This is a genomic window from Aeromonas enterica (genome assembly GCF_054052465.1).
On sequence record NZ_JBSTYL010000014.1, the window covers coordinates 86247 to 113137 of the forward strand.

General features: G+C 61.2%; 26 protein-coding genes. 14 read left to right on the forward strand and 12 right to left on the reverse strand.

The genetic code is table 11. The features are described 5' to 3' along the window. Window positions 1-42 precede the first annotated feature (42 nt). Entirely contained in the window at window positions 43-555 is a 513-nt protein-coding gene (locus ACW5XD_RS15160) for a ferredoxin-type protein NapF (protein WP_456495557.1), read from the forward strand. A gap of 77 nt (window positions 556-632) precedes the next feature. Here ACW5XD_RS15160 and ACW5XD_RS15165 read toward each other — a convergent pair whose 3' ends face one another. The 6 genes from ACW5XD_RS15165 to ACW5XD_RS15190 all read right to left on the reverse strand — a co-directional run bounded on the left by ACW5XD_RS15165 (window position 633) and on the right by ACW5XD_RS15190 (window position 7247). Continuing rightward, window positions 633-1085: an Rrf2 family transcriptional regulator gene (locus ACW5XD_RS15165; protein WP_011704258.1), complete on the reverse strand. Its 453-nt coding sequence runs from the start codon at window positions 1083-1085 to the stop codon at window positions 633-635. 298 nt (window positions 1086-1383) lie between these two features. Next, complete coding sequence (locus ACW5XD_RS15170; RefSeq protein ID WP_456495558.1) at window positions 1384-2223, reverse strand: PfkB family carbohydrate kinase; 840 nt, start codon at window positions 2221-2223, stop codon at window positions 1384-1386. 119 nt (window positions 2224-2342) lie between these two features. After that, window positions 2343-3458 carry an alanine dehydrogenase gene (gene ald, locus ACW5XD_RS15175; protein WP_042866877.1) on the reverse strand — a complete coding sequence of 372 codons (1116 nt, stop codon included), beginning with the start codon at window positions 3456-3458 and terminating at the stop codon, window positions 2343-2345. Further along, the gene (locus ACW5XD_RS15180; RefSeq protein ID WP_456495559.1) at window positions 3455-4210 is read right to left on the reverse strand and encodes a glutamine amidotransferase-related protein; all 756 of its coding nucleotides are present in this window, start codon (window positions 4208-4210) and stop codon (window positions 3455-3457) included. The genes ald and ACW5XD_RS15180 overlap by 4 nt, the downstream gene beginning before the upstream one ends. Window positions 4211-4293: 83 nt before the next feature. After that, a complete protein-coding gene (locus ACW5XD_RS15185) occupies window positions 4294-5790 on the reverse strand; it encodes a CoA-acylating methylmalonate-semialdehyde dehydrogenase (protein WP_456495560.1) in 1497 nt (498 codons plus the stop codon). A gap of 125 nt (window positions 5791-5915) precedes the next feature. After that, a complete protein-coding gene (locus ACW5XD_RS15190; protein ID WP_042866871.1) occupies window positions 5916-7247 on the reverse strand; it encodes an aspartate aminotransferase family protein in 1332 nt (443 codons plus the stop codon). Between the two features lie 185 nt (window positions 7248-7432). Between ACW5XD_RS15190 and ACW5XD_RS15195 the strand changes: the two genes are divergently transcribed. The 6 genes from ACW5XD_RS15195 (at window position 7433) to ACW5XD_RS15220 (ending at window position 12650) form a co-directional block, all read left to right on the forward strand. After that, entirely contained in the window at window positions 7433-7975 is a 543-nt protein-coding gene (locus ACW5XD_RS15195) for a cupin domain-containing protein (RefSeq protein ID WP_456495561.1), read from the forward strand. 203 nt (window positions 7976-8178) lie between these two features. Beyond that, entirely contained in the window at window positions 8179-9675 is a 1497-nt protein-coding gene (locus ACW5XD_RS15200) for an aldehyde dehydrogenase (protein WP_456495562.1), read from the forward strand. 8 nt (window positions 9676-9683) lie between these two features. Next, on the forward strand, window positions 9684-9974 hold the full coding sequence (locus ACW5XD_RS15205; protein ID WP_456495581.1) for a hypothetical protein: 291 nt from the start codon (window positions 9684-9686) through the stop codon (window positions 9972-9974). 125 nt (window positions 9975-10099) lie between these two features. Beyond that, window positions 10100-11002 carry an EamA family transporter RarD gene (gene rarD, locus ACW5XD_RS15210; protein ID WP_456495563.1) on the forward strand — a complete coding sequence of 301 codons (903 nt, stop codon included), beginning with the start codon at window positions 10100-10102 and terminating at the stop codon, window positions 11000-11002. A 67-nt stretch (window positions 11003-11069) separates the two neighbouring features. Then, window positions 11070-11897 carry a helix-turn-helix domain-containing protein gene (locus tag ACW5XD_RS15215; protein WP_456495564.1) on the forward strand — a complete coding sequence of 276 codons (828 nt, stop codon included), beginning with the start codon at window positions 11070-11072 and terminating at the stop codon, window positions 11895-11897. Window positions 11898-12002: 105 nt separating this feature from the next. After that, window positions 12003-12650: a LysE family translocator gene (locus ACW5XD_RS15220; RefSeq protein ID WP_456495579.1), complete on the forward strand. Its 648-nt coding sequence runs from the start codon at window positions 12003-12005 to the stop codon at window positions 12648-12650. Between the two features lie 135 nt (window positions 12651-12785). Here the strand turns inward: ACW5XD_RS15220 and mgtA are convergent, their stop codons facing one another. After that, a complete protein-coding gene (gene mgtA / locus ACW5XD_RS15225; RefSeq protein ID WP_456495565.1) occupies window positions 12786-15548 on the reverse strand; it encodes a magnesium-translocating P-type ATPase in 2763 nt (920 codons plus the stop codon). Between the two features lie 1217 nt (window positions 15549-16765). Here mgtA and ACW5XD_RS15230 point away from each other — a divergent pair. Continuing rightward, window positions 16766-17875: a YeeE/YedE thiosulfate transporter family protein gene (locus ACW5XD_RS15230; protein WP_456495566.1), complete on the forward strand. Its 1110-nt coding sequence runs from the start codon at window positions 16766-16768 to the stop codon at window positions 17873-17875. 87 nt (window positions 17876-17962) lie between these two features. Here the strand turns inward: ACW5XD_RS15230 and ACW5XD_RS15235 are convergent, their stop codons facing one another. Further along, window positions 17963-19162, reverse strand: coding sequence for a DUF2920 family protein (locus ACW5XD_RS15235; RefSeq protein WP_456495580.1), 1200 nt, complete (start codon window positions 19160-19162; stop codon window positions 17963-17965). Window positions 19163-19340: 178 nt separating this feature from the next. Then, window positions 19341-19961, reverse strand: a complete 621-nt coding sequence (locus tag ACW5XD_RS15240; protein WP_456495567.1) for a LysE family translocator — start codon at window positions 19959-19961, stop codon at window positions 19341-19343. 101 nt (window positions 19962-20062) lie between these two features. Between ACW5XD_RS15240 and ACW5XD_RS15245 the strand changes: the two genes are divergently transcribed. Beyond that, entirely contained in the window at window positions 20063-20947 is an 885-nt protein-coding gene (locus ACW5XD_RS15245) for a LysR substrate-binding domain-containing protein (protein WP_456495568.1), read from the forward strand. A 9-nt stretch (window positions 20948-20956) separates the two neighbouring features. On the opposite strand, the gene ACW5XD_RS15250 is transcribed toward ACW5XD_RS15245, so the two are convergent. Continuing rightward, entirely contained in the window at window positions 20957-21637 is a 681-nt protein-coding gene (locus ACW5XD_RS15250; protein WP_456495569.1) for a chromophore lyase CpcT/CpeT, read from the reverse strand. A gap of 331 nt (window positions 21638-21968) precedes the next feature. Between ACW5XD_RS15250 and ACW5XD_RS15255 the strand changes: the two genes are divergently transcribed. From ACW5XD_RS15255 to ACW5XD_RS15270, 4 genes are all read left to right on the forward strand, one after another. Next, on the forward strand, window positions 21969-22625 hold the full coding sequence (locus ACW5XD_RS15255) for a DUF3313 domain-containing protein (RefSeq protein ID WP_456495570.1): 657 nt from the start codon (window positions 21969-21971) through the stop codon (window positions 22623-22625). A gap of 243 nt (window positions 22626-22868) precedes the next feature. Continuing rightward, on the forward strand, window positions 22869-23381 hold the full coding sequence (locus ACW5XD_RS15260; protein WP_456495571.1) for a cupin domain-containing protein: 513 nt from the start codon (window positions 22869-22871) through the stop codon (window positions 23379-23381). A 27-nt stretch (window positions 23382-23408) separates the two neighbouring features. Continuing rightward, window positions 23409-23921, forward strand: a complete 513-nt coding sequence (locus ACW5XD_RS15265; protein WP_456495572.1) for a cupin domain-containing protein — start codon at window positions 23409-23411, stop codon at window positions 23919-23921. Between the two features lie 74 nt (window positions 23922-23995). Beyond that, a complete protein-coding gene (locus ACW5XD_RS15270; RefSeq protein WP_456495573.1) occupies window positions 23996-24445 on the forward strand; it encodes an SRPBCC family protein in 450 nt (149 codons plus the stop codon). Window positions 24446-24538: 93 nt separating this feature from the next. Here the strand turns inward: ACW5XD_RS15270 and ACW5XD_RS15275 are convergent, their stop codons facing one another. Next, complete coding sequence (locus tag ACW5XD_RS15275; RefSeq protein ID WP_456495574.1) at window positions 24539-25039, reverse strand: DUF1993 domain-containing protein; 501 nt, start codon at window positions 25037-25039, stop codon at window positions 24539-24541. 354 nt (window positions 25040-25393) lie between these two features. Next, entirely contained in the window at window positions 25394-25717 is a 324-nt protein-coding gene (locus ACW5XD_RS15280; RefSeq protein ID WP_456495575.1) for a hypothetical protein, read from the reverse strand. 383 nt (window positions 25718-26100) lie between these two features. Here ACW5XD_RS15280 and ACW5XD_RS15285 point away from each other — a divergent pair. Continuing rightward, on the forward strand, window positions 26101-26891 hold a 791-nt coding region (locus tag ACW5XD_RS15285), incomplete at its 3' end, for a DMT family transporter (RefSeq protein WP_456495576.1).

The window sequence follows — 26891 nt, forward strand, 5'->3', positions numbered from 1 at the left end:
AACTTGGATAAAATTAACCCCTAATAGGTATCAGGGGTGAGCATGACTCATTTTTTTTGTCGATGGCTGACGCACGCATTGGGGGGCTCCCGCATACCGGACGTGGTTTGTCACGAGGCACGCCCGCCCTGGGCCATCGAAGAGTCCCAGTACCTCTCTCTCTGCACCCGCTGCGGTGAATGCTTCAAGGCCTGTCCCAACGGCCTGCTCAAACCGGCAAGCCAGCCCGAATACGAGGGTTCCGCCATCGCTGGCACCCCCGTGCTGGATCTCGCCTGCGGTCAGTGCAGCTACTGCGGCAGCTGCGCCAGAGCCTGTCCGACCGGCGCCCTCGACCTGCAGTGGGGGCGCCAGGTACAGACCCGGGTGCAAATAGAGGCGAGCTGTCAGGCCAGACAGGGCTTCTACTGTCTGCTGTGTGAAGATGCCTGCCCCCAGCAGGCGATCAAGGCCACCGCCGACGGCGTCAGCGTCAACATGGCGGCGTGCGATGGCTGTGGCGCCTGCGGTCTCGCCTGCTTCCATGGCGCCATCACCCTGATCCCCCAGCTCTGACCCGATCGCCACCCTCGTCTCAAACGCCAGAAAACACAAAGGGGCCCCAAGGCCCCTTTGTCAGTCCGGCCAGGCGTTTATGCCATGGCCAGAATGGAATCCTGTTCGATGCCGAGCAGGTGGCAGAGACGGGTAGGATCGCGCACCGCATCGGCCAGGGTGTACTCCCCCAGCACCTCGAGGAAGGCGTTCATGGCGCGGCGCAAAATGCCCTGAATGCGGCAGCCACCGGAGAGGCGGCAGTTCTCGCGCTTGCAATCCACCGGGCAGAGCACGTGCTCCATGTCCATCACCACATCCCGCAGGTTGATGGAGACGGCGGAGCGGCCGAGGCGGATGCCGCCATGCTTGCCACGTACCGTCTCTATGTACCCCTTGATGCCGAGCTGATGCACTATCTTGACCACGTGGTTGCGGGAGATGGCAAAGGTATCGGCCACCTCTGTGATGGTCGACAGGCGATCTCCCGGCTGAACCGCCAAGAAAGTCAGGGTACGCAGGGCATAGTCGGTAAATCGTGTCAGTTGCATGGTCGCACTTGCCTCTTACTACAAGCCAGAAATCAGGACGACAACCTAAAGCTAAGAAGCGGGGCCGCGCTTGCGCTTGCACGGAACACGCATCTTAATCTGAGTCGTGGAGTGACAAGGTTAAGAGCAGCTCAGGCGGGTGTCGATGAAGATGCACATAAATCGACACTTTCTTTGATTGATCGCAAACTTGCAGGCTTAGTCCAAGGTTTTGGGTGTTTTTGGCGGCTAAATTCGCCTGTCTTCCCCAAACACCCGAGTGGATTCACCTGCACCATACGAAACCGTTTTTCAGGATTCAGTGGGGCTGCCTGAGCCAGTTTTTCAAGGCGCTGGAGGGAATCGAACTCTCGGAGGCGACTGCGAAGGCCCCCCAGTCCACCGCGCACTGCAAGGCATCCTGGATCGCCATGCCACGGGCCAGCCCGTGGATCAGGCCACCAGCGAACGCATCCCCCGCCCCCGTGGTGTCCACCACCGACACAGGCCGCGCCGCCACCCGGATCTGCTCCTCGCCGTGAATGGCCACGGCCCCCGCCTTGCCTTCGGTCAGTACCAGCCAGGCCAGCTGCTCCCCCGCCAGCTGGCGGGCATGCTGCCAGGGGTCGCTCACCTCGCCCAGATCGGAGCGGGAGGCCACCAGCACGTGGCAGGGGCGACGCGCCTGGCCGCCCTTGGGATACTGGGCCACCACGAAGCTCTTGCCGAGCATCTGGCGCATGTAGCCGATGATGGCGGTGCCCGGGTAGTTCACGTAGAGGCAGTCCACCCCCTCGGTCGGCAGATCTCCCGGCAGATCCGGGCGGCGGGGACGGCGCAAGATGGTGCGCTCGCCGGTGGAATCCACCAGGATCAGCAACTCGCCGGTCTCGCCGCCGAACCGCTCCACGTGGGAGCAGTCCAGCCCATGGCTCGCCGCCTGTTCCAGCAGCCAGTCGCCCGCCTCATCCAGCCCGATGCGGGAGGCGATGGTCACCTCGTGGCCCGCCCACACCAGCCCGATGCCGGTGTTGGCGGCGCCGCCGCCGAGTCGGCGGCCCTGATCCACGTATTGCAGCCGGGCACCGGCCACCAGAGGTTCGGAGAGGGAGAGCACGTGATCACAGTTGAGATTGGCGAGCAGCAGAATGCGGGACATGGAGAAACCTCACTGACAGGGGAGCCCAGTATATGAGAAAGGGCCGTAGCGGCCCTCCCTGAAATCGCGGGGTTTGTGAACCCGCTCGACGTTTGCCGAGCGGGCGCACGACGGCTGCGTCAGCCCAGTACCGACTCGGCGCTGACGTACTCGTAGCCGAGCGCCTGGGCCACTGCCGCCTGGGTGATCTTGCCCTTGAACACGTTCAGACCGGCCCGCAGGTGCTTGTCATCCCTGAGCGCCTGAGCGTAACCCTTGTCGGCCAGCGCCAGCACGAACGGCAGGGTCGCATTGGTCAGGGCGAAGGTGGAGGTACGCGCCACGCCGCCCGGCATGTTGGCCACGCAGTAGTGGATGATGCCATCCACCACATAGGTGGGCTCCTCGTGGGTGGTCGGGTGGGAGGTCTCGAAACAGCCGCCCTGATCGATGGCCACGTCCACCAGCACCGAGCCCTTGCGCATCAGCTTGAGCATGTCGCGGGTCAGCAGCCTGGGCGCCGCCGCCCCCGGGATCAGCACAGCGCCGATCACCAGGTCGGCCTGGGCGATGCAGGCCTCGATATTGGTGCGAGTGGAGTAGAGGGTCTTCAGGGCCGGGCCATAGAGACTGTCCAGCTCCCGCAGCCGAGGCAGGGAACGATCCAGTATGGTGACATCGGCTCCCAGTCCCAGCGCCATGCGCGCCGAGTTGACACCGACCACCCCGCCCCCCAGCACCACCACCTTGGCAGGAGCTACCGCAGGCACGCCACCGAGCAGGGTGCCATTGCCCCCCTGCGCCTTCTCCAGGCTGTGAGCGCCGGCCTGGATCGCCATCCGCCCCGCCACCTCGGACATGGGCGCCAGCAGCGGCAAGCCGCCGCGCTCGTCGGTCACCGTCTCGTAGGCAATGGCCACCGCCCCCGAGTGCACCAGCAGCTGGGTCTGCACCGGATCCGGCGCCAGGTGCAGATAAGTGAATAGCAGCTGATCCGGGCGCAGCAGTTCACACTCCTCCGGCTGGGGCTCCTTCACCTTCACTATCATCTCGGCCCGGGCGAAGATCTCCGCCGCGCTGGCCACCAGCTCGGCCCCGGCCGCCTGGTACTCGGCATCGGACAGTCCGATCGCCTCGCCTCCCTGCTGTTGCACCAGGACCTTGTGTCCCCGGGCCGCCAGCTCCTGCACTCCGGCGGGAGTCATGCCGACCCGGTATTCATGGTTTTTGATTTCCTTGGGTACGCCAATAATCATGCTCGCTCTCCTGCTGTGATCCCGCCGGTCGCGCCTTCGCCACCGGGCAGTATGCCCAAAAATTGCAACAGCCATTGCATCATGGTGGCCGAGTCCACTTCCCCCTCCAGCGAGGAGAGGCTGCGCTGATAGCGATCATCGGACAGAAAGTCCCGCCGCCGCTCGATCAGCGCCCGGTTGTACGCCACCGAAAACTCCGGATGCCCCTGAATGGCGACTATGTGATCCCCCTGCAAGAACATGAAGTTGGGACAAAAATCGTTGCCCGCCAGCCGGATCGCACCCGGCGGCAGCTGCTCGACCTGATCCTGGTGGCTGGCCAAAATCCGGATGGTGTCCAGCTCTGGCTGCATCCAGGCTCCGCTCGCCAGCATGGGGTGGACAGAGACGCCGAGCCCCCAGCCCTTGGTGGATTTCACCACTTCGCCCCCCAGCGCCTGGGCGATCACCTGATGGCCGAAGCAGACTCCGGCCAGCTTGACGTCGGCATCGTGGGCCTGACGGATCCAGCCGCGCAGCGCCTGGATCCAGGGCAGATCGCTGTAGGCATCGTGGCGCGAACCCGTGATGAGCCAGGCGTCACACCCGTGCAGGTCGTCCGGCAGCTCGCCATCGAGCGCCGACCAGACCCGAAACTCCAGCCCGGGGGCCAGCGCCCGAAAGCCCTTGATAAACATCTCGGAGTAAACGGGGCCGAAATCACCCGCCAAATCGGGGTCCAGCCGGTCACAATCGAGAATTCCCAGTCGCATCTGTAACTCCTTTACAGAGGTTGCCCCCGCAGATCGATGGTCTGCGGGGGCAACAAGTTAGGCCATGACAGCGTGCCAGCGCGTCACTTCATGGTCGGCATGGAGAACTCGGCGCCGGCACGCAGGCTCTGGGGCCAGCGCGCCGTCACCGTCTTCATCCGGGTGTAGAAGCGCACCCCATCCGGCCCGTGCATGTTGAGCGGCCCGAAGATGGACCGCTTCCAGCCACCGAAGCTGTGAAACGCCATGGGCACGGGGATGGGGACGTTCACCCCTACCATACCGACCTGCACGCGGGTGGTGAAGTCCCGCGCCGTATCGCCGTCGCAAGTAAAGATGGCGGTGCCGTTGCCGTACTCGTGTTCGTTGATGAGCCTGAGCCCCGTCTCGTAATCCGGGGCCCGCACTATGGCCAGCACGGGGCCGAAGATCTCTTCCCGGTAGATGCGCATCTCTGGGCTCACCCGGTCGAACAGGCTGCCACCGATAAAGTAACCTTCCCCGTGACTCACGCCGCGACCATCGACCCGCAGCATGGCGCCCTCGGCCACCCCCTGATCCACGTAAGCGCGCACCTTGGCCAGATGCTCGCGACTGATGAGGGGCCCCATCTCGCTCTCCGGGCTCTGACCCAGACCCGGCCCGACCCTGAGTTGCGCCACCAGTGGCGACAGTTTGGCCACCAGCGCATCAGCGGTCTCATCCCCCACCACCACGGCCACCGAGATCGCCATGCAGCGCTCACCGGCGGCGCCGTAAGCCGCCCCCATCAGGGCGGAGACCGCCTGATCGAGATCCGCATCCGGCATCACCAGCATGTGGTTCTTGGCACCACCCAGCGCCTGTACCCGCTTGCCATGGGCCGAGGCGGTGGCATAGATGTACTGGGCGATGGGAGTGGAGCCGACGAAGGAGACGGCACCGACCCGCGGATCGGTCAGCAGCACATCCACCACCTCCTTGTCGCCATTGACCACGTTGAGCACACCATCCGGCAGGCCGGCCTGCTTGAGCAGCTCGGCCATGCGCAGGGAGAGGGACGGATCCTTTTCGGACGGCTTGAGAATGAAGGTGTTACCGCAGGCGATGGCCACCGGGAACATCCAGAGCGGTACCATGGCCGGGAAGTTGAACGGCGTGATGCCGGCGCATACCCCCACCGGCTGCATCATGGAGTGGCTGTCCACCCCGCGGCCCACGTTGAGGGAGTGCTCCCCCTTGAGCAGGTGGGGAATGCCGCAGGCAAACTCCACCACCTCCAGCCCACGAGTCAGCTCCCCCTGAGCGTCGGAGAAGACCTTGCCGTGCTCGCGGCTGATGAGCCGGGCCAGATCGTCCCTGTGCTGCTCCATCAGCTCCTTGAAGCGAAACAGCACCCGAGCCCGTACCAGCGGCGGGGTCTGCGACCAGTCGGCGAAGGCGCGCTCTGCCACGGCAATCGCCTCGCCGCATTCGGCGGCGGTGCTGAGCACCACCTGGCCCTGCTGCTGGCCGGTAGCCGGGTTGAAGATGGCACCGAAGCGCTCGCTGCGACTCTCGGTCGTCTCGCCGTTGATAAAGTTGCTGACCCGATATGTCATAAATCCTCCGTGATGGTTAATCCGTCTCTCCCTGCGCCGTCTCGCGCGAGCCGGGCACAGGGAGATGGCGCCCAAATCAGGGGCGCCATGCAATGCAATGCAATGCAATGCAAGGTGAAAAGGGGTTACGCCTGCGTCTGCAACACGTCCTGCAGCAGGGTGAAGAGATCGTCGATCTGGCTGCGCTCCATGATGAGGGGCGGCGACAGGGCTATGATGTCGCCGGTGACGCGGACAAGCGCCCCCTTCTCGAAGCAGCGCACAAACACCTCGTAGGCACGCTTGCCCGGCGCATCCGGCAGGGATTCGAGCTCTATGCCCGCCACCAGGCCGTAGTTGCGCACGTCCTTCACATGCTTGCAGCCCTTGAGGGAATGGGCCGCCTCCTCCCAATAGCCCGCCAGATCGGCGGCGCGGGTGAGCAGATTCTCGTTGCGATAGATCTCGAGGGTCGCCAGCGCGGCGGCGGCGGCCACCGGGTGACCCGAGTAGGTGTAGCCGTGGAACAGCTCGATGGCACCCTTGCCGGCGGCCATCATGTCGTCATAGATGCCGTTGCTCACCAGCACGGCCCCCATGGGAATGGCGCCGTTGGTGAGCCCCTTGGCGCAGGTGATCATGTCGGGCATGACATCGAACTCCTGGGCGGCGAAGGGGGATCCGAGGCGGCCAAAGCCGGTGATCACCTCGTCGAAGATCAGCAGGATGCCGTGTTTGGTGCAGATCTCCCGCAGCCGTTTGAGATAGCCCTTGGGTGGCATGATGACACCGGTACTGCCGGCGATGGGTTCGACGATGACGGCCGCTATGTTGCTGGCATCGTGCAGGAAGACGATCTTCTCCAGCTCATCGGCCAGGGTCAGATCTTCGTCTGGCAAGCCCCTGGTGAAGGCATGCTTGGCGATGTTGAGGGTGTGGGGCAGATGATCCACCCCGGTCAGCAGGGAGCCGAACCACTTGCGGTTGCCGGGAATGCCGCCAACCGAGATGCCGCCGAAACCGACCCCGTGATAGCCGCGCTCGCGGCCAATCAGCCGGGTGCGGGTGCCTTGCCCCCGCGCCCGCTGCCAGGCCAGCGCAATCTTGAGCGCCGTGTCCACGGCTTCCGAGCCCGAGTTGGTATAGAAGACATGACCGAGCCCCTTGGGGGCAATCTCCACCAGCCGGTTGGCCAGCTCGAACGGCAGGGGGTGCCCCATCTGGAATGTCGGCGCGAAATCGAGGTGGGAGATCTGCTGGGAGACCGCCTCGGCAATCTCGCGGCGACCATGGCCCGCGTTGCAACACCAGAGCCCGGCTGTGCCATCCAGTATCTTGCGGCCATCCTCTGAGTGATAATACATCCCCTCTGCCGACTTCAGGATGCGCGGCGCCGCCTTGAATTGCTGGTTGGCGGTGAACGGCATCCAGAAGGCGGACATGTCGGAGGGCGTATTGATGTCGCTGATCGGTTTCATGGTCACCTCATCCTTAAGGTGTTTAGTAACTATCGGCTAATGCCTATTAAATTAAACACCTAAATTCCTAAAAAGGGGCTCATTATCGCCCCATCTGGTACCACCCCTAGCTGATACATGAGCAGGGTGGTATAAGATATTTAACACAATTTTAATAATAGTAAACAGTCAAGGAGTGTCTATTGATGGATATAGGTCACCGCCTCAAGGCGGTTCGCACCAAAGCGGCCCTCTCCCAGCGCGAGCTGGCCAAACGCTCCGGTGTGACCAACGGTTTTATCTCCCAGATCGAGAAAAATCAGGTGAGCCCCTCGGTCTCCTCACTGCGCAAGGTGCTGGAAGGTATCCCCATGTCCCTGGCCAGCTTCTTCACCGAAGAGACCGAGATGGGCACAGAGGTGATCTTCCGCGCCAGCGACATGCCGGATCTCGGTACCCATCCCATCAGCTACCGGTTGGTGGGTCACAGCCGCGCCAACCGCGCCATCGGCATGATGCAGGAGATTCTGCCGCCGGGTGCCGACACGGGTGACGACATGCTGAGCCACGAGGGAGAAGAGTGCGGCATCATCATCCGGGGCACGGTCGAGGTGACCATAGGCGAGCAGATCCACCAGCTGGCGGCGGGTGATGGCTACTACTTCGACAGCCGCACCCCACACCGTTTTCGCAACGTGGGCGAGCAGGAGTGCGTGCTGATCTCCGCCAACACCCCGGCCAGTTTCTAAGGCCATTCAACGACGTTTACGCCGATCGCTGGCGCCTTGCTCCGGCCGGTTTCTCGCTCATGGCGAGTGACCAGGATGGCTGCCATTGCCGGGGATAAAGGGGCAAGTGTTTAATGAATTGTTACAGAATGGATTTACAAGCGGCAAGATGTTTAGCATATTGATACGCGGAGACCAATTCTTTGCCGGTTCAAGGAGTGAACATGAGTGACCTGACCCTGGCCCAGTGGCAACACAAGGCCGCCCATCTGACCCTGCCCTCGCAAGCCTTCATCGACGGCAGCTACCGGGACGCCATCAATGGCGCCACCTTCGACTGCATCAACCCGGCCAATGGCCAGCTGCTGACCAAGGTGGCCGCCTGCGATGCCGCCGATGCCGAGCTGGCGGTGCAAGCCGCCCGCGCCGCCTTCAGTGACAAACGCTGGAGCGGGCTGGCCCCGAAACAGCGCAAGCTGATCATGCAGCGCTTCGCCGATCTGATGCGCCTCAACCAGGTGGAGCTGGCCCTGCTGGAGTCGCTGGACATGGGCAAGCCCATCGGCGATGCCATGGGCTATGACGCCCCCGCCGCCGCCAACTGCATCGCCTGGAACGCCGAGGCCATCGACAAGATCTACGATCAGGTCGCCCCGGTGGAAGAGTCCGCGCTGGCGCTGGTGACCCGCGAGGCCCTCGGCGTGGTTGCCGCTATCGTGCCCTGGAACTTCCCGCTGGTGATGGCCTGCTGGAAGCTGGGTCCGGCGCTGGCCACCGGCAACTCGGTCATCCTCAAGCCCTCCGAGAAATCCCCCCTCACCGCCCTGCGCATCGCCGGGATCGCGAAAGAGGCGGGCATTCCGGATGGCGTGTTCAACGTGCTGCCCGGCTTTGGCCATACCGTGGGCGAGGCACTGGCCATGCACATGGACGTGGATTGCATCACCTTCACCGGCTCCACCAAGATTGGCAAGCATCTGGTGGAGTGCTCCGGCAAGTCCAACCTCAAGCGCGCCTTTATGGAGTGCGGCGGCAAGAGCCCCAACATCATACTGGCAGATGCGCCGGATCTGGACGCCGCAGCCAAAAGTGCTGCCGGTGCCATCTTCTACAACCAGGGCGAGGTGTGTACCGCCGCCTCTCGCCTCTTGGTACAAAACAGCATCAAGCCGCAGTTCATGGAGCGGCTGCTGGCCCATGCCCGCGAGTGGATCTCCGCCAACCCGCTCGAACCCGCCACCCGCATTGGCGCCATGGTCGATAGCGTCCAGATGGAGCAGGTGCTGCGCTATATCGAGATTGGCAAACAGGAAGGGGCCAAGCTGCTGCTGGGGGGAAAACGCACTCATACCGAGAGCGGCGGCTTCTACATCGAGCCCACCATCTTCGACGAGGTGACGCCCGAGATGCGCATCTTCCGCGAAGAGATCTTCGGCCCGGTGCTGGCAGTGACCGTTTTTGACACGCTTGAAGAGGCCATCGCGCTCGGCAACGACACGGACTATGGACTGGCCGCGGCGCTCTGGACATCGGATCTCAACAAGGCGATCAAGGGCTCCCGCGCCCTGCGCGCCGGCACCGTGTTCGTCAACAACTGGGATGGCGGCGACATGACGATGCCGTTTGGCGGCTTCAAACAGTCCGGTAACGGCCGCGACAAGTCGCTGCACGCTCTGGAGAAGTATACAGAGCTGAAAAGCACCTGGATCCAGCTCGAATAGCATCATAAATGACGCTCATCTATCGAATTGGGGGAGAAATCCCCCTTTTTCATTTTTACCCTTTCATCGCCCGCCTCAATCGATATAATCATCAAATAGACAAGCCCTTAAATATAAAGATAAAAATGTTATTTTTTCTGGGAAGTGTACTGTTTTTGGTGATAGGGCTGCCGCTGCTGTTCTACATGCTGGGGCAGGGCGAAGCCTATGTGACCTGGGGTCCATGGATTTCAGCCATCGCACTCATGCTGTGGTTGCTGGTGGACGTCGAGAAGATCCGTCGCGGCGGGGGCCGCTGAGCAGAGAAACCTGTCGTTAAAATCCGCTGATCATCATTTATTCACTTTTTTCCCTTCAAAAGGATCGCTACACTGATTTTTTGCGATGTTTTCCAGCATCCAACTCCCCAGTGAAGGTTATCCGCATGCAGCAACAAGCTCAGCGTCAGGGCATCATCTATGCTTTGTGCGCCTATACCCTTTGGGGCCTCGCCCCCATCTATTTCAAAACCATCTCGGCCGTACCGGCCGCCGAAATCCTGACCCATCGCATGATCTGGTCCTGCGTCCTGCTGATGGTGCTGACCCTGATCGGTCGCCAGTGGCACAAGGTGCAGGCCGTATTGCGCCAACCAAAAGTGCTGCTCACCCTGGCCTTTACCTCCATCACGGTCGGCGGCAACTGGCTGCTGTTCATCTGGGCCATCAACAACGGCCACATGCTGGATGCCAGTCTTGGTTACTACATCAACCCGCTGTTCAACGTGCTGCTCGGCATGCTGTTCCTGAGCGAGCAGTTGCGCCGTCTGCAGTGGTGGGCCGTGGGACTGGCGGTGCTCGGTGTCGCCGTCCAGCTCATCGCCTTCGGTTCCCTGCCCTGGATCGCCCTGGTGCTGGCCTCCAGCTTTGCCATCTATGGCCTCATCCGCAAGAAGCTGGCCCTCGATGCCCTCACCGGCCTGCTGATCGAGACCCTGATCATGCTGCCGCCGGCCGCCATCTACCTGTGGGGATTTGCCGACAGCCCCACCAGCCATCTCACTGAAAATAACTGGCACCTCAACCTGCTGCTGATCGCCGCCGGTGCCGTCACCACGGCGCCCCTGCTCTGCTTCACCGCCGCCGCCACCCGGCTCAAGCTCTCTACCCTGGGTTTCTTCCAGTACATAGGCCCCAGCCTGATGTTCATCCTGGCGGTCACGCTCTACGGGGAAGCGCTGGCACTGGACAAGCTGATCACCTTCGGCTGCATCTGGAGTGCGCTTGTGCTGTTCAGTCTGGACGGGCTGCGCAGCGGCAAACGACACAGGGCTGCCAGTCAGGGCTGACGGCATGGCGCGCCGACACTGCAATAATCTACAAGCCAATGTTCGGGTTTCAGGTTATCAATAGCCGATGAGCGCTCCCCAATCCCGCATCCACTACTGGCAATCCCGGCTGCTGCCGGGGGTTGAACTCTCCCACTCCCACCACAGGGAGTTCAGCTATGGCCGCCACGTTCACCTGGACTATCACATCGGTCTGGTGCAGCAGGGCGGCCAGAAATTCATCCACAAGGGCAGCAGCCACAATCTGGTGCGCGGCGAGCTCTCCACCGTCAACCCGGACGAGATGCACGACGGCCTCAGCCTGCTGCCGGAAGGGTATGAGGTGCGGGTGTTCGCCATCGCCCCCGAGCAGCTGGCACGCTGGTTGCCGGACAGTCCCGAGCCCTTCTTCGACAAGGGCTTGCAGAGCCGCCCCGACCTCTATCAGGGCTTTGCCCGGCTGCACATGTATCTGGACACCCCCCAGGCGGACGGCCTGCTGGCGGAGAGCCAGCTGCTGGGTCTGCTCGGCGAGCTGCTGCACATAGCGCCGGAGCGCCACGCCCTAGCGGATCCCCAGCTCAGATACCTGCGCGACTATCTGCTGGCCCGGCTGGATGAGCGCCACAGCCTGGAGGATCTGGCCGCCCTGTTCGGGCTGGATCGCTTCGCCTTCCTGCGCCAGTTCAAGAAGAAGACCGGCATGACCCCCTACGCCTGGCTCAAGCGGTTGCGACTGGAGCAGGGCAAGCGCCTGCTCGGCAGCGGCCTGCCGGTGAGCGAGGTGGCGCTGACGGTCGGCTTCTTCGATCAGAGCCACTTCCACCACGGTTTCCGGCAGGCCTTCGGGCTCACCCCCGCCGATTACCGCCAGCAGATGCAAACCTTCACCAGCCCGGCTAGCCAGGGGCCATGACACGCCAGCCCGGCCGATAATCATCAACAGATGCAATCTTTTACAATCACACCCCTGCCCTGATCCCCCATGCTGTCACCTCATACCGTCATCGAGGTTTTGCCCATGTTCACCAGCCTGTTTCTGACCATAGGTCTCATCCACCTGATCGCCCTGGCGAGCCCGGGGCCGGACTTCGCGCTGATCCTGCGTACCAGCCTGCACAGACCCACGGCCCTGGGGGCGGCGCTCGGCATAGCACTGGCCATCTTGCTGCACGCCACCCTCAGTCTGACCGGCATCAGCCTGCTGATCGCCGAACACCCCTGGCTCTTCATGGCGGTAAAAATGGTCGGCGCCCTCTATCTGGGTTGGCTCGGCTGGGGAGCGCTCAAGGCCGCCTGGCACAGCTCGGCAACACTGGCGCTCAAAGCGGGCGGTGAGCAGCAAGGCTGGCACAAGGGGATATGGAGCGGGCTTGCCACCAATCTGCTCAATCCCAAGGCACTGCTGTTCTTCATGGGACTGCTGGCGGCCATGGTGACGCCGCAGGTGGACGGCCTGACGCGCGGCCTGCTGGTGCTGGAGCTGTTCCTGCTCTCTCTGGTCTGGTTCGGCGTGCTGGCCTGGAGCCTCTCCACCCCGCGGGCCCAACGCCTGCTTGGCCAGATCCAGCGCCCGCTCAATCTGGTCACGGGTCTGCTGTTCGGCGCCGTCAGCCTCTCCATCCTGACCGGCATGGCCGGCGAGGCCTATGCCCTGGTCCCGCACTGATCTCCTCCCGCCCCATGAAAAAGAGGGATGGCCTGAGCCATCCCTCTTTGCGTTCACACGGATAAAGACCCGCATGGCAGTCCGGTTCACACCGGGCACCACTGACGGTGGTGCTTGATGACCAGCCTTATCCCGTCAGAACCACTGACCGTGACGCTTGATGTAGATGGTCTTGATCGCCTGGGTCAGCCCCATGTAGGCCAGCATGGTGATCACCAGCCACATGAAGTACTTGGGCGCTTCCAATGTGATGAAGCCGAAGTGCTCCGCCAGCGGCGAGAACGGCAGGTAGCAGCCGATGGCGATGGCGATGGAGGTCGACAACAGCACCGGCAGGGTGGCCGTACTCTGCAGGAAGGGGATCTTGCGGGTCCGCAGCATGTGCACCACCAGGGTCTGGGAGACCAGCCCCTCGATGAACCAGCCCGAGTTCATGATGGCCTGACCGTTGACCAGCGGATCCATGCTGCCGTTGGCGGTGGCATACAGGGCGCCGGCACCGAACACGAACCACATCAGGCAGAAGGTGCTGATGTCGAACACGGAGGAGGTCGGGCCCAGCCACAGCATGAAGCGCTTGATGTTGCTGGCTTCCCACTTGCGCGGACGCTTGAGGAACTCGGGATCCATCTTGTCCCAGGGCAGCAGCATCTGGGAGACGTCATACACCAGGTTCTGGATCAGCATCTGCATCGCCAGCATGGGCGCCCAGGGCAGCCAGGCGGAGGCGACCAGCACCGAGAAGACGTTGCCGAAGTTGGAACTGGCGGTCATGTTGAGGTACTTGAGGATGTTGCCGAAGGTCTCGCGTCCCTTGACCACCCCCTCTTCCAGCACCATCAGGCTCTTCTCCAGCAAGATGATGTCGGCCGTCTCCTTGGCGATGTCGGCACCGCTATCCACCGAGATCCCCACATCCGCATCCCGCAGCGCTGGAGCGTCGTTGATGCCGTCACCGAGGAAACCGACCGTGTTGCCGTTGGCCTGCAACGCCTTTACCACCCGCGACTTCTGCAGCGGGGTGAGCTTGGCGAAGATGGTGGTGTGCTTGACGACTGTGCACAGGGCCACGTCGTCCATCACCTCTATGTCCTTGCCGAGCAGCGGCACCCCCGGATTCAGCCCCACATCGCGACACACCTTGCTGGTGATGATGGGGTTGTCACCGGTCAGCACCTTGACCGCCACGCCGTAGTCATTCAGCGCACGGATGGCCGGGGCGGCCGAATCCTTGGGCGGATCGAAGAAGGTGAGGAAGCCGCGCACCACCAGCTTGACCTCGTCACTGGTGCGGTAGCTCTGCTTGCACTCGGCGGCCGGGATATCGCGGGTCGCCACTATCAGCACCCGATAACCGTCGGCGTTGTACTCCTCGCTCTGGCGCAGCAGGGCACGGCGCTCACTCTCATCCAGCTCGCGGATCTGCTTGCCGTCGTCGATATGGCTGGAGACGGAGAGCATCTCCTCGACCGCCCCCTTGGAGACCATCAGCTGCTGGCCACTCTCATCCTGCACTATCACCGACAGGCGGCGGCGCACGAAGTCGAACGGCAGCTCATCCACCTTGCTGTAGCCAGCCGGCTTGCAGCCCGCCCCCAGCGCATCGGCGTGCTCGATCACGGCTATGTCCATCAGGTTCTTCATGCCGCTCTGGTGATGGCTGTTGAGCCAGGCCAGCTGCAGGATCCTGTCGTCCCGGCTGCCGCGCACGTCGTAGTGGTGTTCCAGGATGATCTTGTCCTGGGTCAGAGTGCCGGTCTTGTCGGTGCAGAGCACGTCCATGGCACCAAAGTTCTGCACCGAGTTGAGCCGCTTGACCACCACCTTGCGCTTGGCCATGGCCACGGCGCCCCGCGCCAGGTTGGCGGAAACTATCATGGGCAGCATCTCCGGGGTCAGCCCCACCGCCACCGCCAGCGCGAAGGTGAGCGCCGACATCCAGTCACCGCTGCTGACGCCGCTCAACATGAAGACTACAGGCACCATCACCAGCATGAAGCGGATCAGCAGCCGGGTGACGCTGTTCACGCCGCGATCGAAGCTGGTTTCGATGCGCTTGTGGCTCACCACGTTGCGGGCCAGCGAGCCGAAGTAGGTGTCGCTGCCGGTCGCCACCACCACCGCCTTGGCGGTGCCACTCACCACGTTGGTGCCCATGAAGCAGATGTTGGGCAGGTCGAGCAAGCCCATCTCCCCCGTGCTGCTGCCGTCCGCCGATTTCTCGGCCACGGCCCCCAGGGTGTCGTACTTCTCCACCGGCAGGGCCTCGCCGGTCAGCACGGCCTGACTGATGAAGAGATCGCGGGATTCGATCAGCTTGATGTCGGCCGGGATCATGTCCCCCGCCTGCAGGTGCACTATGTCGCCGGCCACCAGCTCGACCATCGCCACCTCCTTGCGCAGGGGCGTGGCCCCCGGCGAAGGGCGACGCTGTACGGTGGCGGTGTTGCGCACCAGCGACTTGAGGGTTTCGGCCGCCTTGGCCGAGCGGTACTCCTGCCAGAAGCGGAGCAGGCCGCTCAGGCTGACCATGACGCCGAGGATGATCACCTTGACCCAATCCTCGTCACCCGGCTCGGCCATCAGCACGTCCATCACGTAGCTGACCAGTCCGAGCACGATCAGCACCATCACGAAGGGGTTCTTGAACGCCTGCATCAGCTGGATCAGCGGATGGGGCGGCTTGTCGTGGGTCACCTCGTTGGGGCCGAACTGGACCAGACGGTTGGCCGCCTCGGTCGAGGTCAGGCCGTCGATATTGCCGCGCACGGCGGTGAGGGTGTATTCGAGGGACTTGTCGGCCTCGTCGAGCACCCGGGAGGAGAGCTTCTCATTAGCACGACCAGGGGAAACGAATCCCTGCTGCTTGTGTCGGCTGGCGGTATGTTGTTGCTTCATAACTCTTTATCCTGATTTTCGCTTGCAGCAAGGCCCTGTCGCGGGCCAGGCCAGGCGTCAGTTCTGATGTGAGACAGGCAATGGGCCCCCGGTTGGTGCAGGCGCGGCATGACGCCGCCAGACGGCATGTCTGTCGGGCTCGCGTGCCAGCAGGTAGGGGGCTATCAGGGATCAGGACTCCGCATCCTGTTACCCGCAGGGGGATCAGGCGTGGGGAGGTGTGGACCCCGAGGGTCGAGGCTTGGGCTCTTCGGTCATACGATATCCTCCGAGTGGGGTGAAGAGAGGGCCGGACGCGGGCATGACCCGCGAGTCTGCATTATCGGCGGACGAGTCAGGTGATCCCGCAACCAAGGCGGCATACACCTATAAAGGAAATAGGGATAATGACAGTTTGAAATAACTTGATGCTGGGCAGAAAATAATATCAGCAATGCCGGGCGGGTGAAGATAACGGAGAAAGCCGCGCCCCATGAAAATATTAAGGCGCAACCTTTGCCACGACCGAAATATATTGAGCAATCACGTCAATTATTTTATTTCGCAACCTGTCCTATCGAAAACGGATCTGTTTTCAATATGGTATTTTCCATCTTGTTATTTTACGCTCGATCACTTCCCGGCCACGTTACGGATGCACGGTTCCGACGCTGTGGCGGCCCTGACGGGCAGCACCCGGGGCGCATGATGAAGCGTTCAATTGCAGGGGTCGCGAGGCGGCATGGCTCGCAGGTGAGCGGAACAATCCAGATTTACAACGACAATCCCTGATGAAGGCCGGGATTTAGCGGTTGTGAGAGTCGAAGGTGACTCATATAGATGCTGCACTCTGAGCGATCAGAGTGAGGGGGAAGACAGGATATCAACCTCAGCTCTGGCAAGCCCACATCGCGATTTGCAATCGGCTACAACTGTCGCTTTCCATAATATCCTTCCATCTGTTGATAACACGCCGAGATTCTACCCAAAAGCATTCTATGGCGCAAAATTTAAATTCATCTTTTTCAATTTAATTAGTTTCACACTCGTTACACCATTATTTTCAGCCCCTGAAATAGATCCATACTCATTTCGCCAGGGGCCCTTGCCAGGAATTGATCTGGATGGGGTTTTGCTTTCATTTTCCGCCACAGGCGCGGATCCGCACTGGAATCGGACTCAATGTGGGAATAGGATGCACGGCTTCCACTCACTCATGACGTACAGGAAACAACAACATGAATCGAAAATGGTCGCTCCCCATCGTGGCACTCGCGGGGGGAGCGTTACTCTGGCTCGGCAACACCTTTGGTATGAAATGGGCCCTGATGGCCCTGATCGGATTCGGCTTCGGCTTCACCCTCTCCTTCAGCCGCTTCGGCATCGTGTTCGGTTGGCGCGAAATGCTGACCAAGCGCAACAGCTACTATGTGCGGGTTCACCTGCTCACCATCGCCATCGAAATCCTGCTGTTCACCTGCTTCCTCTCCTTTAGTCACGCCCTGTTTGGCGATGCCATGGTGGGCAACGTGATGGCCATCGGCATTCCCTTCATCGTCGGCGCCTTCCTGTTCGGCATCGGCATGCAGCTGGCGGGCGTCTGCGCCACCGGCACCCTCTACTGCTGCGGCGAGGGGCAACCCCGCTTCTGGCTGGTGCTGCTCTGCTACGGCATAGGCACCCTGATCAGCAACCAGTTCCGCCCCATGCTGGATGCCACCTTCTCCAGCCATGTGGTGCTGGCCAAGGATCTGACCGGCAATATCTGGAGCGGCATGCTGCTCAACCTGGCGCTGGTCGCCGTGCTGTTCATGCTGTTTCGCAAGAGCGAACTCAAGCGCACCGGCGAGCTCAAACCCCTCTTCAGCGGCGGCAATCTGTTCTGGCGCGACGGCCGCTTCACCGTACTGACCGGCGGCATCATCATAGCTCTGCTCAACTCCAGCGTCGTCGCCCTGCACGGCTCGGCCTGGACCATCACGGGCGCCGTCTATGACATGGCGCTGCGCGGCGCCTCCCTGTTCGGCCTGTTCGAGGGCAACCCCAAGCTGGCCCAGCCGCTGTTCATCAATCCCATGGTCGGCATGTTCTGGCTGGGGATCCTGGGGGCCATGCTGGCGCGCTGTATCAGCGGCGGCGGCACCTTCGCCCCGATGCGGCTCGGCAACAGCCTGGCATCCATCCTCGGCGGCCTGCTGATGGGGATGGGCGCCATGTACAGCGCCTGCAACCTCGGCGGCTTCTTCGACGGCACCGCCTCCGGCAGCCTGCACGGCTGGGTCTGGATGCTGATGGCCCTCGCCGGCAGCCTGATCGGCATCCGCCTGCGCCCGCTGTTCAAGCTCTGAACCGCGAGCCATCGATAATAACAACGGGGGCCAAGCCCCCGTTGTTATATTGACAAGCACCCCGTTCCGGGCTCTCGGCTGAGGGTGTCAGGCCGAGGCCTCGATCCGCTGGCGTTGCAGCCGCACCTGAGGGTTCGCAAAGTTCAGGTGATAGACCGAGCGACCGGCATGCAGGGTCACCTCGGCGGCGCGAGTGGCTGTAAAGGCAGGCGAACGTTCGGCCAGCAGCGCCAGCCCCTGCACGAAGAACTGCAGCATGGAAAGCCCCATGCCGTGCTCCATGCTGCGAATGAACTCACCATCAACACTCGACTCGTCGAACAAGATCAGCTCGACATTGAAGCCCCGTGCCAGCATAGCTCGCGCCATGGCCAGTTTGGCCTCGGTGGGAGCGATGGGATCATGGATGGCGTGCACCATCAAACAGAAAGTCTGCGTCCCCCCCTGTGCCGCCATCTGATCGAGCTGAGAGGCACTGAAGGAACGGATGATGAAGGCATCCACATCGAATTCGTGCGGGTGCCCGGCCACCATCCGCCAGGGGGAATCCACGCACAGCGCCAGCTCCACCCCGCCTTGCAGACTGCACTGGTACTCCACCGCGCCGATGTCCCGTCCCACCACATAAGCCAGATTGGGCTCGGCCCAGGAGGAGTTGTCAAACAGACCGCGGGCATAGCCTGGGCGAAACTTGTTAACCAGCTGCGCCAGGTAGCCGCCGTAGGAGGAGCCAACCAGTATCAGGTTGTCGCGATTGCCGCCGTAACGGAGCATCGCATCTTCGATGGCATTGAGGATATCGAGGGCAGCCATCACCCCGAAGTTCTGGTAGGCCCCATCGGGTGGCACCAATACCCCCTGAAAGCGCAACGGTGCAGCTGGCTGCAAACCATCCAGCGCATGCAGCAGCGCGGTGTCGGGCGTATTGGCCGGCAACCCCAGCAGGGCGAGTGCACGCTCACGCTCCTCTGGCACCAAGGAGATGGCGGCCCCCACCGCCGGGCGCGAACGCATGCAGAAATAGTCGACGCACAGCGCTGCCATGCCGTGCTGCGTGGCGACCCTATCGCAAAATACTTCGCTATAAGCACCCAGATCGCCACCAAATCCAGGTATATAGACCACCAGGCCGCTGCCGGCCTGCTCGGCACAGTGGATCCGGTAGCGCACCTGGCGATCGCCGCATAGCCCCAACTCGACATCGGGATGACCGGCAACGCTGTGTTCGTAATAGGACATGATGTCGACCTTGTTGGAAGGTGATGCAGCACACATCGCCTCGACCATTCCAGTCGGGATCCTGGCTATCACGGCGCCATTCCCCGAAAGAACGGAGCATGCTGCATTGCCGGCGTCAATGGAATCTTATTTTTCCTGGCTGCGTCTAAATTCACTGCGAGCGTCTCGATACCACGCTTACGCAAGACACGAGCGGGCCTCATCCCGCCAGGACGCCCCTTTTACCTCAGCCCAGCGCCCTGATCAGCAGCAGAATCGCGAAGCCGGTGAACATCACGGCCGACAGCCGGTTGATCCCCCTGGCGAAGCGCTCGCCATATCCCTGCAAGCCCACCCAGCGAAACACCAGGCAGTAACCGCCGTGCACCACCAGCACCACGGCGCTGAAGGTCAGCGCCAGCAGCATGCACTGGCCCAGCGCCCCCTGACGAAAGTCGATGAACTGGGGAAACAGGCTGGTGAAGAAGATGATTGCCTTGGGGTTGAGCAGGCTGATGAGCGCCCCCTTGGCGAAACTGCGGCCGCAATCCCGATCGGTGGAGGCACCCACAACCGGGCTGACTGCGCGCTGACGCCAGGAGTTGAGCCCCAGATAGAGCAGATAGAGCGCACCGCCCAGGGTGAGGATCTGCTGGCCCGCAGCCAGCCAGCGGGTGAACCAGAGCACCGCCAGCGAGGCCAGGCTCGCCACCAGCAGGATGCCCACCGCCACCCCGCAAAAGCCGGCGATGGCGTGGCGGGTGCCCCGGGTCAGGGTGTTGCCTATGGTGTAGATCACCGCCGGGCCGGGACTGAGTACAGTCCCCACTGCAAGCAGCAGGTAGAGGGCATAATATTCGAGGCTCATCACAGGGTATTCCATCGTCGGTCAAGTGCCGCCCAGTATATTGACAGCCTCTTCGCCAGCCAGACATAGTGGCGCTCGGCTTTATAAACCAGGAGTTTAGAGTGGATCGTCTGACCGCCATCGAGATCTTCGTCGAGGTCGCCCGCGCGGGCAGCTTCAGTGCCGTGGCGGAGCGATTCGAGATGACGCCGGCCATGATCGGCAAATACATCAAATGGCTGGAGACCAGGGTCGGCTCCCGTCTGCTCAATCGCAACACCCGCTGCCAGAGCCTGACCGAGGCGGGCCAGGAATACCTCGCCGGCTGCCAGAACCTGTTGCAACACTACCGGGAGCTGGAGCAGAACACCCGGGCCAATACCGACCAAGAGGCGGGCAAGATCCGCATCAATGCTCCCGTCACCTTCGGCAGCTACCGGCTGACGCCGCTGCTGTGCCGCTTCATGGAGCGTTACCCACAGATCCGCATCGAACTGGATCTGTCGGATCGGTTGGTGGACGTCATCGGCGACGGCTTCGATCTCATCTTCCGGGTCGGTCAGCCCAAGGACGCCGGCTACATCGCCCGGCCGCTGGCCAGCTCCGATTCGGTGTTCTGCGCGTCCCCGCACTACCTGCAACACCACGATACTCCCCTCACGCTGGCGGATCTGGCCCGTCACCGCTGCCTGGGTTTCAGCCCCTGGCTCGGCCAGTCGAGCCTGGCCGAGGCCTTTCCCCTCGAACATCTGCACCTGTGGGACAGCCAGTTCATCAGCAACCATGGCTGCGCCCTCAAGGTGGCGGCCCTGAATCATGCGGGCATAGTGCTGCAACCCAGGGCCCTGCTGAGCCAGGAGCTGGCCAGCGGCGCCCTGCTGGAGATACTGCCGGATGCCCTGCCCGCCCCACGCCCGGTCAACCTGCTCTACCCAGCCAGGGAGCCCATGCCGCTGCGCCTGCGGCTGTTGATCGACTACCTGAGCGAACAGCGCCACCAGCTGTAGGGGGCACGGCTATTCGCCGCGCTGTTTCACCCGGCGCAAATAGACATAGCCCTCCCCCGGGCTGCCCCAGCGCTGATGGGCCTCGTTGTCGTAGGCCCGGTCCAGCAATCTGACGCTGTCGGGGCCGATCCAGAGGTACTGCACCAGGGTGCTGGCGCCGCCGAAATTGGTGGAGCAACTGCCGACCTTGCTGTGGCCCGCGTACTCCCCCGAGGGTTGGCGGGTCAGCCAGATCTCGCAGCCCTGACGCAGGGATAGCTGTTGCGGGGTGAGGGAGTCCAGCAGACTGGGGTCGCGCCAGGCGCCGGCGAAGTCGACGGCTCTGGGCATGGTCAGTTCGGCCATCAGGATGCGGCCATCGGGGACGGGAGAGAAACGGTAGATACGCTGGCGAAACGGGCGCACCGCCCGCTCGGTCAGGAACTGCTCGGCATAGACCCAGCGAAAGCCCTTGTAACCGGGCCAAATCTCTACCAGCCGCAGCTCGGCGCTGGTGAAACGGGTGTCATAACTGGCCTGCTCCCGGCTGGAGAACTCGCCGGTGAACCAGGAGAGCAGCGGTTCCATGCTGACCTGAGTCGTCGCCCTGGCCGCTGACGAGCCGGTCGGGATGGCGACAAAGGGGGCGGGCGCCGCCCATACCAGACTGGTGCAGAGCAGCCCGCACAGGGCCGCCATCAGCGTGACCATCGAATCCTTCCGAATCATTTTCATGGCGGCGATTATATGAGCGAATGGCCGCAATAACCGCAACCTTGATCAAATCCTTTCCGATCCATCGAAAAATCACAGAGTTAGCAAAAGGAAATGACGGCGGCGCCGGGTTCCGTGGCCCCGTCAGTTACCGGCACAGGGGGTAGATCAGCTCACCCACCCCGTGGCAAGCAAAGCCCCCTCCCCGATAACTTGGATAACGGCTGAACGGGCAACGGCTTCCCCTTGTGGGCGCTCTTTGAATCGGTTATTTCTCTTGCAACGCCTTGCGCATTGGATGCCAGGGCCATGCATATCAGGAGCAGAGATGAAGAGAGCCGTAATCGCAGGCATGGTGGCAATCCTGTTGGGTGGCTGCGCGGTGAAAAATCAGGTCTCGCAAGGGTTGCAGGCGATCCCGCTGGCGGCCTTCCAACCGAGCGAAAGCAACCCCCACCAGCGCGTCTACAAGGAGCCAGGGGTCGACCTTCACCAGTACCATCAAGTGCTGCTCGACCCGCTGCAGTTTATCCGCCAGGAGAATGGCCAGTGGTATCTGCTGACCACCAGTGAACAGAGCCAGATTGGCCGCTACTACCACGACAAGTTCCAGCGCGAGCTGATCAGCCACGGCGTCAAGATCGCCACCGCCCCCGGTCCCGGCGTGATGCGGGTGCAGGCTGCCATCACCAACTTCGACCTGACCCGGCCAGACCCCAAACTGCGGGATCTGCTGCCCGCCAAGATCGCCATCAACATCACCCGCGAAGTGATCGGCAAGGAGCCCTACCTGCTCAAGGTGGGCAGCATGGCCCAACTGCTCGACTCCCAGAGTGGCAAGCTGCTGGTGCGAGTGATGGATGCGCGCGAGAGCCCGGATACCACTCACAAGGATTCGCCCATCACAGTCGACGAGATGGAGAAGATGATCGACCAGTGGGCCGCCAGCCGCGCCAAACAGCTGGCCGACAATATCGGCAAATAAGGTCGGCCAATCAGTGCCGACCCAGTCAGAGAGGGGAGCCAGCGGCCCCCCTCTTTTTTGTCCGCATCGCTGCTGGTGGCATGGCCGCACAGCCCTTGCCGGATGGGGGATCGACCCGCTGGCGAGTCCGATGTTTCGCCATCAGCTACGGATCGGGCGGCCGATTTCTGCTTTTCTCCCCCGTATTGCGGCAGGTAGGATGGCCCTTCCCGTGACCCCATCCTCATAGCAAAAGGAACTACTATGACCCGTCACCCCAGCATCAAACACTGGCGCGAGTTGCAAGAACCGGAGCCGGGATGTTACCCCGGCAGTCAAGAGCGGATGTCCCTCGGCAGCGCACTGGGCAGGCACTTTGGCTTTAGCCGCATCGGCATCCACCACGAGCTGGTCGAACCCGGCCACCGCACCAGCCGGCCCCACGCCGAAAAGACCGAGGACGAGTTCGTTCATGTGCTGGAAGGGACACCGGATGTGTGGCTTGATGGCGTGATCTATCGGTTGCAGCCGGGCGACTCGGTCGGTTTCAAGGCCGGTGACGGGCTGGCCCACACCTTTATCAACAACACGGATGAACCGGTGCGGCTGCTCTGCGTGGGGGACAGGGATCGCGCCGACAACCGCATCCACTACGCCCTGCACCCCGAGTACAACCGCCAGATCGGCAAGCGCCACTGGGACGACGTGCCCGCCCGCGACATGGGCGGTCACGATGGCCTGTCCGACCGGCTGCGCGAGCGCAACGGCCCGTTCTGATCGCCCCTCACAGCATAAGGAGTCACGATGAATCGCCACCCCAGCATCAAACACTGGAGCGAACTGCAAGAGCAGGAACCGCGTTACTACTCCGGCAGTCAGGAGCCGCTTTCGCGCGGCTGCGCCCTCGGCAAGCATTTTGGCTTTAGCCGCATCGGCATTCACCACGAGATCGTCGAACCTGGCCACCGTACCAGCTGGCCCCACGCCGAAAAGACCGAGGACGAGTTTGTTCATGTGCTGGAAGGAACGCCGGATGTCTGGCTCGATGGGGTGCTCCATCGGCTGCAACCGGGCGACTCGGTGGGCTTCAACGCGGGCGACGGGCTGGCCCACGCCTTTATCAACAACACCGACGAGCCGGTGCGGCTGCTCTGCATCGGTGACACCGATCGGGAGGACAACCGCATCCACTACGCAGTGCACCCCGAGCGCAACCAGTTTCTGGGCAAGCTGCACTGGGACGATGTACCCGCCCGCGAGCTGGGGGAGCACGACGGCCTGCCCGACCAGCTGCGCGGAAGTAACGGCCCCTTCTGATCCGGCAGTCATGCCGGAATGGCCACGCGCTGGCGACTATCCTTGATGCGGATCTCAACCAGGAGGCGTTGAACATGACGACGGGAACAGTACGACTGCACAGGGTGCTCAAGGCGCCGCCGATGCGGGTCTATCGGGCTTTTATCGAAGCGGATGCGCTGGCCAAATGGCTACCGCCGTACGGCTTCACCTGCCGGGTGGAACAACTGGAGGCCAGCGTCGGCGGCCACTTCAGGATGGCGTTTACCAACTTCGGCACAGGTCACAGCCACGCCTTCGGTGGCGAATACCTCGAACTGGAGCCGGGCAAACGTATCCGCTACACCGACAGCTTCGACGACCCCAACCTGCCGGGGGAGATGCACGTGACCATCAGCCTGACCGGAGTGCTCTGCGGTACCGAACTTGCCATCGAGCAGGCCGGGATCCCCGAGGTCATACCGGTGGAGATGTGCTATCTCGGCTGGCAGGAGTCCCTGACCCAGCTGGCCGCCCTGGTCGAACCCGAGATCCCGGGGGAGTAGCCCACCGGCCTTGACGGGCTGCGCACATCAGCCAGCCCAAAGAAAAAGAGCCTGCCACATGGCAGGCTCTTTTCATTCAGGCAGCCTTGAGGCTTATTGCAGATTCAATCCGCCCAGATAGTCCCGCTTGCCGAGATCGACCCCGGCCTGACGCAGCAGCGCATAGGCCATGCTCAGGTGAAAATAGAAGTTCGGGATACCGTATTCGTGGACGCAGGCATGACCATCCATGCTCTTGCCACCGGCCCAGTAGGGGAAATACTGGCCGCTCGCAAACTGGCTGAAGTCGGCATCCAGCCTGCTCTGCAAAAAGGCGATGGTCTTCCCGATATGGGCCTGCAGATCCGCCATTGTCTTGGGGTCGTCACCCATAGCCGGCAACTCGCTGTGGCTGGCGGTGGCGACCACGGCACGAGCGCTGTCACAGCAGATCAGCACCTGCTTGGAGAAGGGCAGCATGTCGACAATGAGACGTTCATTGAAGAAGTTCTCCACATTGAACTGCTTCGCCTCGGCGTGGGCGGCGGCCTTGGTCAGACAATGGTCGAGATTGGTCAGCATCTTGATAAACTGGGCAGCAATATCACGGTTCATTGTACGTTCTCGGTTGGTTGAAGGCTGTTAAACGAGTGGTCCCACTATAGCGCATCCCCCCGCAGTATCACCCCTGTCCCACAACCACCGCGACAAGGTATGGCTATCAACAAAACGGTAGGGTGCAATAAGCGCAGCGCTTCGGTTATCCACCGTCTTGGTGCTCATGACCGAAGGGCTAAAGCGGGCAACCACTGCCGTGATGGCGGATCAGACACAGCGCTGGCTTTTGCCGGGACACCCACCTTTTTACCCCTATCCGGCAAAGATTTGGTCTTGATACAACACAAGGGTTGCGACAAGTGGCACCGTTTCGGAAGCAGGCATCAGAGTGGCTGGCGCCCCTGACTCTGCTTACTTAAATTTCGACAAGATTTTTGGCATAAATGAAAAAACGATGAACATTCCTATCCCCCAGACACCCCATAAAACGTAGTATGAGACAGACACTATGATAGGGTAATTACTCTCAATCACTCCCCACAAACCTAGTATTTCAGCAGAAGGAGTTGGAACAATACCTGCTAGTTGATTTGGCACTGTGGACTCAAGTGTTTTCACACTCCAGCCTAAGGCGGACGGAAGGTAATATATCGCCATATAGATACCCCATATGGCCAAGCTCCAGATTACAGAGCCCAGCAACTGCAATATAATAAAGCTCTTTTTTACACTCATACTCCCTCCATTTCACCCGATTAAACATAACCATTGCCTACTGAGTTACATCAACGCTTTTGTGCATTCGTTACACCAGCATACCGAGTGGAGGGTAAACCTTATAGTTATGTCCAATGTCAAGTTTTTTACAATCACAGCCTAAAGTGAACGCGTCATGAATAAACAGTTCCATATCTGTTCACATTGACATTTTCATGACGCAACACATCACTTTTATTACGGTATGAATAAGGATAACGCCTTGCCATAAATACTGTTTTGTCACATCCAACTACAAAGTATCACAGTCTGTCACACCATTATCATTGACCTTGGAGCATAGCCAAAGGTTTAGCTTCCCCTATGAGCTACCATTTTTAATATAAAGGAGATGATATTATATGAAGAAGACTCTATTTATATCTGTGTGCCTGATATGGGGTACTACTTGGCTCGCAATGGCAATAGCTGGCCAGTCAATACCTTCCTTGACAGCAACGGGGTTGCGCTTCATGGTAATGTCTCCATTGTTAATGCTGATTGCACTAAAAGATAATATACCTCTGCTATTTCCTGTGCGGGAGTCACATTATATGCTGGCAATAGCTGTTTTCTATTTTGCCATTCCATTCTGGTTCATGTTAGAAGGAGAGAAGTATATATCATCTGGTTTAGCTGCCATTATATTCAGTTACATGCCCATCACAATTATGCTGCTATCGTACTTTGTCACCACGCAACACTTCAGCTTACGCCAAGTCCTGGCTCTACTAATGACGCTGTTTAGTTTGGCCAGCATTATCTCGATAGAATCAGGTATATCAGGCAGCAACTATCTCCTTGGCATTATTTTGCTGACTAGTGCGGTGCTATTACACGGTGGTATATACATATTGAAACAGCAAAAACTTGGGCACATTCATGTCCTGACTTTTAGCGCGATTCCCAGCGGAATTGCATCCATTTTACTACTAGTTGCCGGTATGACGATGGAGAAAATAGAGCTGGCCGATATTCAGCTAACTTCTTGGCTCGCTGTTCTGTATCTCGGCAGTATCGCTGGAGTAGGAGGTATTGTGGCCTATTTCAAACTTAACGCCCTGGTCACTCCCTTCAAGGCTTCACTTTGCTTTCTCATCTTTCCGGTGATTGCCGTTGCACTGGAGGCGGTGGTCACGGGGCGCACTATCTC